We start from the raw sequence: 12,042 nt of genomic DNA on the forward strand, positions 1-12,042 counted from the left end.
GCGGCACGGCCGCCACCTGCAGGAAGAAGCTATGCAAAGGGGCCGGTGGTGCGATGGACGGTTGTCCATCGCACCACCGGAAGGGGTGAAAGCAGGTGCCTTTCCGCCCCAAAGGGCGTTTCTTCGCGCTATGTGCAGGACCGGCCGGGCAACCGGGGGGGCGTTACCGCTGGGTGGGGAACGGCCAGGAGTTGGGCCGGCAGGTCGCCCCGTCCGTTGTCAGGAACTTGGTCTGCTGCATCATCACGGGGGCCAGTGCGCCCTGCCGGGAGCAGCTCTCGTGGTTGTGCCCGAGCCGGTGGCCGACCTCGTGGTTGATCAGCATCTGCCGGTAGGCGTGCATCTTGTCGTGGCCGTACGTATGGGCACCCTGCGCCCACCGGAAGGCATTGATCATGACCCGCTCGGTCGCCGCGGAGTCACAGGAGACGTTGTCCTGGCTGGTGTCGAGCCCGGACTTGGCGCACCACTTCATGGTCGTCCCCGGACTCGCCAGCGTGATCACGAAATCGGCGGGGCCGGACGCCACCCGCTGGAAGGCGTACTTCCCGCCGTGCGCCCAACTACGGTCGTCGTTGAGGGTCTTGTGTACCGCCTCGGCGAACAGCTCGCCGTCCAGCGGCAGCCCCTCCTCGATGTCGACGCGATAGCGCATCACCTTGCCCGGTCCGGGCACCTTGGTCTCGCTGCCGGCCGGCTTGAAGCGTCCGGTGGCCGTCAGCTTCGCGTTCAGGGGGAAGACCTGGGACATCTTCTGGTCGTAACTGGCGGGCTTGGCGTCCTGGGTGGGCCGGGAGTGCGACCTGGAGGCCTCGTCGGTGGCCCCGTCGGTACGGTCGTTCCCGCTGCGCGGCTGCGGGTCATCGCCCTTCTTGTGCTGCTCGGCGACCTGCCCGGCGATGACCACGGCGAGCACGGTGGTCACCGCCGCGGCCGCCGCGCCGGTGAACGTCCGGCCCTTGCCGCCCTTTTTGGTGCCGTGCCGCGACTCCTCCGCGCCGAACTCCTCGTCCGGGTCCTGGCCGCCGGGGCCGCCCGGCCCGGCGCCGTCCGCGCCGAAGTCGGCCTGCCGGTCCAGCTCGTCGATCTCGTGCCGGTCGAAGACGACCGAGCGGCCGGTGTAGCGGCCGCCGGGTGCCACCCGGTCCGCGCCGGGCGCCGGAGCGTCCGTACCGGCCCCGTACGCACCCGCTGCCGCCCCCGGCCTGCGGGGCGCACCCGCCCGGAACACATCGTCGTCCGGGTCGGCCGCGCCTCCCGGACCACCGGGGTACGTCCCGGCGTCGAAGGCCGCCACATAGTCGCGCCGCGGCCCCGGCCCGCTGCCCGGTGCGGCGACCGCCGGTCCGCCGGGCGCCTCCGTACGCGGCCGGGGAATCCAGGGCGCACCCTGGCCGGACGCCACCGGGGAGGCCGGCGCCCCGGGGAACTCGCCCCAGCCGCCGCCCGGTTCCCGCTGTTCGGGATGCCCGCCGCGCACCACATCGCCCTCGAACGGCTCGCGTCTGCGGCGTCCCGGACCAGGTCCGGACGGAGTGCCCCCCACGGGGCCGTTTCCGGGCGGACCGGCCGTCTCCGGGGTGTCCGTTGCGGTTTCCGGCCGGGCTCGGCGGCTATGGCGTCCCACGGGGTGTGTCAGCTCCTGCCCGCATCAGCGGTCACATCGGTCATGTCACTGTCGAGCAGTTCGCGGACGGCCCGCGCGACTGTCTCCGGGTACTCCATCATCGCCACATGCCCCGCCTCCGGCAGCGTCAGCAGTCGCGAACCGCGGAACGCCGCGGCCGCCCGCCGCGCCATCCGGAAGGAGACCAGGCGGTCGCGCCCACCGTAGACGAGAAGGGTGGGGGCGAGCACTCTCTCTGCCTGACGCCACAGATTATGTTGGCCGCCCAGTGTGTAGGCGTTCACCAGACCGCGGGCAGAACGTTCCATGACCTCCCAGAAGTAAGGGAGTTCCAGCCGTCGCGCGTATTCGTCGACCGCGGCGCTGAACCCTTCCGGGCTGACCCGGCCGGGGTCGCCGTAACAGAGCGCCAGCACCTCACGGGTGCGGCGCTCGGGCGTCCAGTCCTGGGTGAGCCGGCCGAAGAGTCCGGCGAGACCAGGTACGGCGAGCAGCGCCGTGGGCACCGCCGTCAGCTGCGGGCGCAGTTCGGGCAGCGCCGGGGAGATCAGCGTCAGGGTGCGCACGAGATCGGGGCGCACCGCCGCGACGCGGGTGGACGCGGCGCCGCCCATGGAGTTGCCGATGAGGTGGACGGGGCCGCGCCCGGCCGCGTCGAGATAGCGGATCACCGCGCGGGCCTGCGCGGAGACCGAGTAGTTGCCGTCGGCCGGCGGCGGGGACTGCCCGAAGCCGGGCAGGTCGACGGCCTCGCCGTCCAGCCGGTCGGCGAGCAGCGGCATCAGGTCCGACCAGTTCTGCGAGGAGCCGCCGAGGCCGTGCACGTAGAGCGCGGGCGCGCGGTTCCGCCCGGCGCCGGCGTCGCCGTCCTGGGGTGCGGGCCGCCCGACCGGCGCCCGTACGGTCAGCGTCAGGCCCGGCAGGTTCACGGTGTGCACCGTCTCCGCCGCGCCGTGCCCACCGGGGCCGGCCGGAGGGACCGGGAAGGCGGCGGTCGCGGTGTCCGGCGACTCGGTCGAAGACATGGGTCGATGTTACGAGACGATCACGCCCCCGATCGTGTGTCCGCGGTCACACACCGCATCGCGCTGCCGCGGCCACTCTCCTACGCTCGTAGTCGAGGGCAGCCGCCCCGGCCCCTGCTGTCATGCCAGGCACCAGCCGGCGAAGTGAGCACGTGAGAAAGGGAGCCACCATGCGCGTCGACCCGACAGACCCGGATACCTTCGTCGACGAGAGCGACGCCACCGAGTTCGATGTCGAAGCACCGGAAGCGGACGCGGCGGAGCAGTACGCCGATGTCACACCGCACCGCGACGAGTCGCCGGCGCCCGTCGACCCGGACTCCGCGAACGAGGCGGATCGCGCCGAACAGGCCCGTGTCGTGGAGCTCAACGAAGACGAATACCGATGACCTGGGGCGTTATGTCGGCTTCCGGCATGGGCGCCGGGCATAAATTCTGGGTCCGGACCGCGCACAGCCGGGTTACCCAAAAGTACGATGGCGGGCGCGGTGCACCATCTTGTACAGGCCGCATACGGAACAATTTCTGGGAGGCAGCGTGAGCGCCATCGAGCAGACCGAGGCGGCGCGCCCGCGAGGCACACGCCTGCCACGTCGAGCCCGGCGCAACCAGCTTCTGGGCGCCGCCCAGGAAGTCTTTGTGGCGCAGGGTTACCACGCGGCCGCGATGGACGACATCGCCGAGCGGGCGGGCGTCAGCAAGCCGGTGCTCTACCAGCACTTCCCGGGCAAGCTGGAGCTCTACCTCGCGCTCCTCGACCAGCACTGCGAGGCCCTGCTGCAGTCGGTGCGGTCGGCGCTGGCGTCGACGACGGACAACAAGCAGCGGGTCGCGGCGACCATGGACGCCTACTTCGCGTACGTGGAGGACCCGGGCGGCGCCTTCCGGCTGGTGTTCGAGTCGGACCTCACCAATGATCCGGCGGTCCGTGAGCGGGTCGACAAGGTGTCGCTGCAGTGTGCCGAGGCCATAAGCGCCGTGATCGCCGAGGACACCGGGCTGTCGCAGGACGAGTCGATGCTGCTGGCCGTGGGCCTGGGCGGGGTCTCCCAGGTGGTGGCGCGCTACTGGCTGTCCTCGAAGAGCCAGGTTCCGCGGGACACCGCGGTGCAGCTGCTGACCTCGCTCGCGTGGAAGGGCATCGCGGGCTTCCCGCTGCAGGGCGGCGACACGCACTGACCCTGTTCGCTGCGGGCGTGGCCCGAGGCGACCTGCGCATCCCCGTACCGGGCTAATGTGTGCTGCGTACGGCGCGGATGGCCGCGCATCCTCTCCCAGCTGACGCTGGGGGATCGACAGACCGTCGGAGGGACATAAGCCGTGGAGGTCAAGATCGGCGTGCAGCACGCACCCCGCGAGATCGTTCTGGAGAGCGGGCAGTCCGCCGAGGAGGTCGAAGGCGCGGTGGCCGACGCGCTGGGCGGCAAGTCACAGCTGCTGAGCCTGGTGGACGAGCACGGCCGCAAGGTCCTGGTCCCGGCGGACCGGCTGGCCTATGTGGAGATCGGCGAGCCGACCACCCGCAAGGTCGGGTTCGGCGCGCTCTGAGCACGGGGCGCCGGCTGCGGCGCCCGCGAGGTGACAAGGCGGCGGCCCGGAGATTTCCTCTCTCCGGGCCGCCGCCTTTGCGCATCGCTCCCGGGCTCGCTCGCGCGCTGCCCCCCACCCCCGCGCCGCCGCATTTGCGCAGTTCAGGCCGTTCGAGTCGGTTCGGCTGGGCTGATCAGGCAGCGGACCGGCGCCGGGAGGGTTGCTGCCGGTAGCCCTTGGGTACGACCGCCGTGTGACCGATTTGTTCAACCGATCGGCACTGTCCAGCGGGAGGGAACAGCATGATCTGGGAAGCGCTCGGTGCCCTGCTCATCGGCTTCGTCATCGCCCTGTGCGCCACGCGATGGCTGCCCGACCGTTTCCCCTCGCGCATCCTCACCCTGGCGACGGGCCCGGTCGCGGCGCTGCTCGGCGCCCTGCTGACCCGCTCGATCCTCGGTCCGGGATATCCCGTCCAGGTGATGGTCGCCTCGGTCGCCGTGGGGGCGGCGCTGCTGTCGGTCCTGGTGCGCCCGCCGCACCGGCGCCTCCGGCGCCCGGCCCCGCCGCTGAAGGGGCACCGGACGGCCTGAGCCGCCCGGCACCCCGCCAGGACGTCAGGCCGCGAGCCCCAGCGCCGCCATCCGCTTGGTGTGCGCCTCGGTGATCCGCGAGAACATCCGGCCCACCTCCGCCAGGTCGAAGCCGTCGGCCACCCCGCCCACCAGCATCGTGGAGAGCGCGTCGCGGTCCGCGACCACCCGCTGCGCCTGCGAGAGCGCCTCGCCCATCAGGCGGCGCGCCCACAGCGCGAGGCGCCCGCCGACCCGCGGCTCGGCCTCGATGGCCGCGCGCACCTTCTCCACGGCGAACGAGGCATGCCCGGTGTCGTCCAGTACGGCCAGCACCAGATCCCGGGTGTCGGAGTCCAGCCGGGCCGCGACCTCGCGGTAGAAGTCACTGGCGATCGAGTCGCCGACATAGGCCTTGACCAGGCCCTCCAGCCAGTCCGAGGGCGCGGTCTGGCGGTGGAACTCGTCCAGGGCGGCGGCGAACGGCTCCATCGCCTCGTTCGGCTCCGCCTCGATCTGTGCGAGCCGCTCCCGCAGCCGCTCGAAGTGGTGGAATTCGGCCGAGGCCATCTTGGCCAGCTCGGCCTTGTCGTCCATCGTGGGCGCGAGCTTGGCGTCCTCCGCCAGGCGCTCGAAGGCGGACAGCTCGCCGTAGGCGAGCGCGCCGAGCAGATCGATCACGGCGGCCCGGTACTGCGGGTCGGCGGATGCCTGCGCCCAGTCCTGGGCGGCGATCCCGGTGTGTTCTTGCGCGTCAGCCGCGGCGTTGTCAGGCGTTCCCATGACCGGCACAATAGCCCGCTCCGCGGCTCGGGGAAGGGCCTGGTCAGCCACGACCGTTCCCTCGTACGAACGACGGTCGTAGCCCGCGCCCGCAGGCCGGACCGGCCGTGATGTATTCCTCACTCATACAAGCCTTCGGATAGGCACGCGATATCCGGGGTACAGTGGTATTTGGACCTGCCGAGTATCGGTGGGTCGTTCCACGAAGCGGATGCCCGGTCGGTGGCCCGATCGGCTCCAAACCGACCGCCCTCTTTTGCGGCGCGTAGCAGACATACGCACAGCAAGAGGGACACCGCTCGCGGCAGGAGTGCCTGAGCGTTGGCAGTGGTCCCGCCCCACCGGCCGCCTCAGGCCGGCCCGTACGAACTCCGTACGAAGGTGCGGTACGACCCCCTTCGCCGCCTCACGCCGCGTCTCACAGAAGAGGCAAGATTCTGTCTACATTCCGAGACCTCGGGATTTTTCCCGAGACGGCCGAGGCGCTGGAAGCCGTCGGCATCATCTCCCCCTTTCCCATCCAGGAGCTGACGCTCCCCGTCGCCCTCTCCGGCAACGACGTCATCGGCCAGGCCAAGACCGGTACGGGCAAGACCCTCGGCTTCGGCCTCCCGCTCCTTGAGCGGGTCACGGTGCCCGTGGATGTCGAGGCGGGCCGCGCACAGCCCGAGCAGCTGACCGAGGCACCGCAGGCCCTGGTGGTCGTGCCCACCCGCGAGCTGTGCCAGCAGGTCACCAACGACCTGCTCACCGCCGGCAAGGTGCGCAACGTCCGGGTGCTGGCCATTTACGGCGGCCGGGCCTACGAGCCGCAGGTCGAGGCGCTGAAGAAGGGTGTCGACGTGGTCGTCGGCACGCCCGGCCGGCTGCTCGACCTCGCGGGCCAGCGCAAGCTCAACCTCTCCCAGGTCAAGAGCCTGGTGCTGGACGAGGCCGACGAGATGCTCGACCTGGGCTTCCTGCCCGACGTCGAGAAGATCATCCAGCTGCTGCCGGCCAAGCGCCAGACGATGCTGTTCTCCGCGACCATGCCCGGCCAGGTCATCTCGCTGGCCCGCCGCTACATGTCGCAGCCCACGCACATCCGCGCCACCGCGCCGGATGACGAGGGCCAGACCGTCCGCAACACCACCCAGCACGTCTTCCGGGCCCACTCCATGGACAAGCCGGAGATGGTCGCCCGCATCCTGCAGGCCGAGGGCCGGGGACTGGCGATGGTGTTCTGCCGTACGAAGCGGACCGCCGCCGATATCGCCGACCAGCTCGCGCGCCGCGGCTTCGCGTCCGGCGCGGTGCACGGCGACCTCGGCCAGGGCGCCCGTGAGCAGGCGCTGCGCGCCTTCCGCAACGGCAAGGTCGATGTCCTGGTCTGCACCGATGTCGCCGCCCGCGGTATCGATGTCGAGGGTGTGACGCATGTCATCAACTACCAGTCGCCCGAGGACGAGAAGACCTACCTGCACCGCATCGGCCGTACGGGCCGCGCGGGCGCCAAGGGCACCGCGGTCACCCTCGTCGACTGGGACGACATCCCGCGCTGGAAGCTGATCAACAAGGCGCTGGACCTGCCGTTCGACGAGCCGGAGGAGACCTACTCCACCTCGGCGCATCTGTACGCGCAGCTCAACATCCCCGAGGGCACCAAGGGCGTGCTGCCGCGCGCCGAGCGCACCCGGGCCGGGCTGGCCGCGGAAGAGGTCGAGGACCTGGGCGAGACCGGCGGCCGTGGCCGTGGTCCCCGTAAGGGCGCCGTCGTGGAGGAGGAGCGCCCCGCGCGCACCCGTACGCCGCGGCAGCGCCGCCGTACCCGTGGTGGCGCCGCGACGGACGGCCCGGCCGACTCCGCGACGCAGACGACCGGATCGTCCGCCGCCACCGAGAGCACCGGAGGCACCGAGGGCACGGACGCCGCCGGACCGCGGCAGCCGCGCCGGCGCCGCCGGACCCGCTCCAGCCAGTCCGCTGCCGTGACGGCACCGGCCGCCGAGACGACGGGCGCCGCCGCCGAGGTGACCAAGGCCGCCACCCAGGTAGCCAAGGCTCCCGCCGAGGCGCCCAAGGCTGCCACCCGGGCATCTCAGACCCCTGTCGTGGCGACCAAGGCCAAGGCCGCCGCGGCGACCGAGGCTCCGGCGGCCGAGCCCGCCAAGCCGCGCCGTCGCCGTGCCCGGGTCGCCCGCCCGGTGGAGACCGGGAGCTTCCAGACCGTCGAGACCGCCGCACGGGCGCTCGCGGCGGAGCGCTCGGCGGCCGCCGCCGGGGCCACGGCCGTGACGGAGCCCGCCGAGGCGCCGCCCGCGCCGCGCCGCCGTAGCCGTAGCGCCGCGAAGGCCGCCGCGGAGACCGCGCCGGCCGTGGTGACGGAGACCGTCACCGAGGCCGCGGACACCGTGGCGGACGCACCGGCCAAGCCGAAGCGGACCCGTAAGACCGCCGCCGCCAAGGCCGCCGAGGCCGCGGTGGACACCGCCGAGGGCACCGTGGAGGCACCGGCCAAGCCCAAGCGGACCCGTAAGACCGCTGCCGCCAAGGCCGCCGAGGCCGTGGCGGACACCGCCGAGGGCACCGAGGCCGCTCCGGCCAAGCCCAAGCGCACGCGGAAGACCGCTGCCGCCAAGGCCGCCGAGGCCGCGGTGGAGGCCCCAGCCGCCGAGGAGGCCCCGGCCAAGCCGAAGCGCACGCGGAAGAGCGCCGCCGCCAAGCCGGCCGCGGACGCGGCGGAGGCCGCCGAGGCCAAGCCGGTGCGCCGCCGCACCCGCGCCAAGGCCGCCGTGGCCGAGGCGACACCCGAGAGCTGACCCTCCCGGTCCACCACCGACGACCCGGCCCCGCATCGCGCGGGTGCCGGGTCGTCGGCGTCCCGGCCCCGTTTCACCGCCCGGCCCGGATAACCTCACCTCATGAGCAGGCCGCCTTCCCTCACACTGCCGCCGTGCGCCCGTGCGTACCGACTCGACACCGAGCGCGGCGCGTTCGCCGTACAGGACGCCCGGCCCGAGGCCGCCCCCATCGGAACCGCCCTGCTGGTGCCCGGATTCACCGGCAGCAAGGAAGACTTCCTCGCCCTGCTGGCGCCACTCGCCGCGGCCGGGTTCCGGGCAGTCGCGGTGGACGGTCGCGGCCAGCACGAATCCCCCGGCCCGCGCGATGAACTGGCATACGAACAGCGGGAGTTGGCACTGGACGTGCTGGCTCAGGCGCGAGCCGTACAGGAGCCGGACAGCGGACCGGTCCACCTGCTGGGCCACTCCCTGGGCGGGCTGATCACCCGGGCCGCCGTACTGCTGGACGCGACCCCGTTCCGTTCGCTGACCGTACTCAGCTCCGGGCCCGCGGCCATCGAGACGTCCCAGCAGGCCCGGGTACGGATGCTGATCGACGCACTCGGCCGCCTCGACATGGAGAGCGTCTGGCGCGCGATGCGCGAACTGGATCCCCCGGAGGCGGCGGACGCGGCCACGCCACCGGAGATCGGCGCATTCCTGCACCGCCGTTGGCTGAACACCGTCCCCGAACAGCTGATCGCGACCGGCCGCCAAATGCTGACGGAGCCCGACCGGGTGGCGGACCTGGCCCGCACCGGACTGGCCACCCATGTCGTCTCCGGCGCCGTCGACTACGCCTGGCCGGTGGCCTGGATGGACGCGATGGCCGACCGCCTCTCCGCCCGCCGCACCGTCATCGAGGGCGCCGAACACTCCCCCAACGCCGAACGCCCGGAGAAGACGGCCGAGGCACTGGCGGGGTTCTGGAGCGGGGTGGGCTGAGCGCCGGGCCGCCCGCGCCGCCGCCGGGCCACCCGCGCCGCCGCCGGTCCGGCTGGGCCGAGCGGACGGTGTCGCCAGGACAGCGGCCGGGGGTTCGGCGAGCATCGAGGGAGGTGGGCCGACGGCGGTGTCCGGTCCACAGTGGCTTCGTATGGAGGGCTCTTCCATGACCGAGAATCCGGCGGCTCATCCGGCCGATGCCGAAGGCGGACCGCATGGCATCGCGCTCACCCGGACCTTCGACGCCCGTCGTGAGCTGGTCTTCGAGGCGTGGACCCGGCCCGAGCACTTCGGGTACTGGTTCGGCGGGGAGCTGGAGGTGCCGGTCGACCGGATGACGATGGATCCGCGGCCGGGCGGGGTGTGGAGTCTGGTGATGCAGACCCCGGACGGCGGGGAGCTGCCGTTCTCCGGTGTCTACCGTGAGGTCGCGCCGCCGGAGCGGCTGGAGTTCACCCTTAAGGACGCGAGCGCGCCGGACGGCATCGAGGGCGAGATCGTCCGGGTCACCCTGACCGACCTCGGGGATCACACGGAGATGGCCTTCCGTCAGCTCGGCGGCAATCTCACCGCCGAGCAGTACCACCAGGCGGAGGCGGGCTGGTCGAGCTTCTTCGACCGCCTCACGGAGCTGCTGGCGCGGGCCTGAGATCTGGCTCTTTCCCTTGGGCCGGGGCCCCGGCCATCCTCCAGCCGGGCGCCGGAACCCCCGCTAATACTGCCCCTGCACGTGATCCCAGAAGCCGTCCCGCAGCACCCGGCGCAGGTCGGCATGGCCGCGCAGGGAGTGCCGGAGCAGCGCCTCCGACGCGGTCAGGAGTTCCTGGTCGACGGCGCCGGGCAGATAAGGGTGGCCCGGGAGGAGTCCGGCCACCCATTCGCGGCCGCGTTCCGAGAGCCACTGGGCGGCGACCTGCGCGCCGACGAAGCGGACGTCCTCGCGGCTGGGCGCCGGGCCCTCCCCCATCGGCTGCTCGGAGAACTCGACCCCGGCCCGCCGGGTGATGTACGGCTTGCAGAACTCCAGGTCGAAGGTGCGGGCGCTGTCGACCTCCCACATCAGCGGCTCGGCCTGATTGCGGCCGCCGGAGGCTTCGATGCCCCAGAGGTGGACCCGGGCGCCGTAGCCCTGGGCCGCCTCCACCGCGGAGACCAGGTCCTCGTCGCCGCCGATCAGCACCGCGTCGCTGATCGCCCGGTGCCGGGCCAGTGACTCCAGGTCCGAGCGGATCAGGGAGTCGACGCCCTTCTGCTGGTTGTTGGCGTTGAGGTTGCCGAGCCGGACCTTCACATCGGGCAGCTCGGCGATCCGCTGCTGCTCCTGGGTGTGGATCCGGCGGCGGGCGCCGTCGTACCAGTAGACGCGGAGCAGCCGGCTGTCCGGGAAGATCATCCGGGCCTTGTCGATAAAGGCCTCGATGATCCCTTCCGCGTCCAGGTCGAAGGCCTTGCGGTCCTCCGTCCCGGCGACCAGCCGTCCCGCCGCGGCGTAGACATAGCCCGCGTCCACGAAGGCCGCATGGGTGGACGGGGTGGTGGCGACCTCGGCGAGCACCCTGGTGAGCAGCTCATTGGTGCGCTCGATCCCCACGGCGAGCGCGGCGAGGTCGGTGGGGCCCGTGGGCTGGACGTCATTCATACGGGACCCATTGTCCGGGCGGTCACTCTGCGGGCACAACCGCTCCCCGCCCGACGTACTTAGGCCGTCGAAAATTTTCTTTAGCGTAGGGAATGATTGCCCTGGGCAGGACGTTCTACATGAGGGAGCGCCCGGCAGCGACGCCGGGCAGCGACTGCCCAAGAGTTCTCCACAGGAGGATCAGACGAAGGGAGAAGCCGTATGCGCTTCGAGATCATGCGCCTGGACGATGTCAACGGCACCGCCGTGGACAGCACCGTCGTGGACGCCGCCTCCGTCAACCGGATCGTGCAGCAGGCCGCCTCAACGGGCCAGCGCATCTACATCCGCCCGGCCGACACCGCCGTCCGCTAACCCGTTTCCGCCGCCCGACGACGCGTCGGGCCCGGCCGCCGGCCGCGAAACCGGCCGCACACCGCACGAGCACCCCCGTACAGACAGGCTGTACGGGGGCGCTGCGCGTTCCACGGCGGTGCGCCGCCCGCGGCGTCAGGACGCCGTCCGGATCACCTGCAGAACGCCGTTGATGATCTGCTGCACGGCGAGCGCGGAGAGCATCATGCCCGCCAGCCGCGTGACCAGGACCACTCCCCCGTCCTTGATCACGCGGATGATCACCAGCGAGAACCGCATCACCAGATACAGCACCACATGGATCGCCGCGATCGCCGCCCAGACGGAGACCGTCGCGGCGACACCGTGTGCGTGCTGCACCGCGAGGATCACCGACACGATCGCGCCGGGCCCGGCCAGCAGCGGCATCCCCAGTGGCACCAGCGCCACATTGACGTCCTTGGTCTGGGTCGGCTCCTCCGACTTCCCGGTCAGCAGGTCCAGCGCGACCAGCAGGAGCAGCAGACCGCCCGCGATCATCAGCGCGGGCGTGGAGATGTGCAGCCGCCCCAGGATCTGCCGGCCGAAGAGGCCGAAGAGGGCGATGACGCAGAAGGCGACGGCGGCCGCCTGCCAGGCCATCCGGCGCTGCACCTTGGCAGGCCGGCCGGAGGTCAGAGCCAGGAAGATCGGGGTGATACCCGGCGGATCCATGATCACGAAGAGGGTGACAAAGAGCGTACTGAAGACGGCGACGTCGAACACG

General features: G+C 71.9%; 13 protein-coding genes. 8 read left to right on the forward strand and 5 right to left on the reverse strand.

Annotated features, from left to right (window positions below; all coding sequences use genetic code 11):
* Positions 1-163 precede the first annotated feature (163 nt).
* On the reverse strand, positions 164-1,483 hold the full coding sequence (locus STRTU_RS11720) for a DUF3152 domain-containing protein (RefSeq protein ID WP_159746854.1): 1,320 nt from the start codon (positions 1,481-1,483) through the stop codon (positions 164-166).
* Positions 1,484-1,635: 152 nt separating this feature from the next.
* Positions 1,636-2,652 (reverse strand): alpha/beta fold hydrolase, encoded by a 1,017-nt coding sequence (locus STRTU_RS11725; protein WP_159743490.1) that lies wholly within the window; start codon positions 2,650-2,652, stop codon positions 1,636-1,638.
* A 170-nt stretch (positions 2,653-2,822) separates the two neighbouring features.
* Here STRTU_RS11725 and STRTU_RS11730 point away from each other — a divergent pair, with 170 nt between their 5' ends.
* From STRTU_RS11730 to STRTU_RS11745, 4 genes are all read left to right on the forward strand, one after another.
* Complete coding sequence (locus tag STRTU_RS11730; protein ID WP_159743491.1) at positions 2,823-3,041, forward strand: hypothetical protein; 219 nt, start codon at positions 2,823-2,825, stop codon at positions 3,039-3,041.
* Between the two features lie 148 nt (positions 3,042-3,189).
* Positions 3,190-3,831: a TetR/AcrR family transcriptional regulator gene (locus tag STRTU_RS11735; protein ID WP_159743492.1), complete on the forward strand. Its 642-nt coding sequence runs from the start codon at positions 3,190-3,192 to the stop codon at positions 3,829-3,831.
* A gap of 141 nt (positions 3,832-3,972) precedes the next feature.
* Entirely contained in the window at positions 3,973-4,200 is a 228-nt protein-coding gene (locus STRTU_RS11740) for a DUF3107 domain-containing protein (RefSeq protein ID WP_159743493.1), read from the forward strand.
* A gap of 284 nt (positions 4,201-4,484) precedes the next feature.
* Entirely contained in the window at positions 4,485-4,775 is a 291-nt protein-coding gene (locus STRTU_RS11745; RefSeq protein WP_159743494.1) for a hypothetical protein, read from the forward strand.
* A gap of 24 nt (positions 4,776-4,799) precedes the next feature.
* Here STRTU_RS11745 and STRTU_RS11750 read toward each other — a convergent pair whose 3' ends face one another.
* Positions 4,800-5,537 carry a ferritin-like fold-containing protein gene (locus STRTU_RS11750; RefSeq protein WP_084773624.1) on the reverse strand — a complete coding sequence of 246 codons (738 nt, stop codon included), beginning with the start codon at positions 5,535-5,537 and terminating at the stop codon, positions 4,800-4,802.
* A 314-nt stretch (positions 5,538-5,851) separates the two neighbouring features.
* On the opposite strand from STRTU_RS11750, the gene STRTU_RS11755 reads away from it, so the two are divergent.
* The 3 genes from STRTU_RS11755 to STRTU_RS11765 all read left to right on the forward strand — a co-directional run bounded on the left by STRTU_RS11755 (position 5,852) and on the right by STRTU_RS11765 (position 9,953).
* Positions 5,852-8,335, forward strand: a complete 2,484-nt coding sequence (locus STRTU_RS11755) for a DEAD/DEAH box helicase (protein WP_159746855.1) — start codon at positions 5,852-5,854, stop codon at positions 8,333-8,335.
* 102 nt (positions 8,336-8,437) lie between these two features.
* On the forward strand, positions 8,438-9,304 hold the full coding sequence (locus STRTU_RS11760; RefSeq protein WP_159743495.1) for an alpha/beta fold hydrolase: 867 nt from the start codon (positions 8,438-8,440) through the stop codon (positions 9,302-9,304).
* Between the two features lie 166 nt (positions 9,305-9,470).
* Positions 9,471-9,953, forward strand: coding sequence for an SRPBCC family protein (locus STRTU_RS11765; RefSeq protein WP_159743496.1), 483 nt, complete (start codon positions 9,471-9,473; stop codon positions 9,951-9,953).
* Between the two features lie 63 nt (positions 9,954-10,016).
* Here STRTU_RS11765 and STRTU_RS11770 read toward each other — a convergent pair whose 3' ends face one another.
* The gene (locus tag STRTU_RS11770; protein ID WP_159743497.1) at positions 10,017-10,943 is read right to left on the reverse strand and encodes an NYN domain-containing protein; all 927 of its coding nucleotides are present in this window, start codon (positions 10,941-10,943) and stop codon (positions 10,017-10,019) included.
* Between the two features lie 201 nt (positions 10,944-11,144).
* Here STRTU_RS11770 and STRTU_RS11775 point away from each other — a divergent pair, with 201 nt between their 5' ends.
* Complete coding sequence (locus tag STRTU_RS11775) at positions 11,145-11,297, forward strand: hypothetical protein (protein WP_167539132.1); 153 nt, start codon at positions 11,145-11,147, stop codon at positions 11,295-11,297.
* Between the two features lie 135 nt (positions 11,298-11,432).
* Here STRTU_RS11775 and STRTU_RS11780 read toward each other — a convergent pair whose 3' ends face one another.
* Positions 11,433-12,041 (reverse strand): MarC family protein, encoded by a 609-nt coding sequence (locus STRTU_RS11780; RefSeq protein WP_159743498.1) that lies wholly within the window; start codon positions 12,039-12,041, stop codon positions 11,433-11,435.
* Position 12,042: the final 1 nt, after the last annotated feature.

Origin of the sequence: Streptomyces tubercidicus (assembly GCF_027497495.1) — a bacterium.
Lineage (GTDB): Bacteria > Actinomycetota > Actinomycetes > Streptomycetales > Streptomycetaceae > Streptomyces > Streptomyces tubercidicus.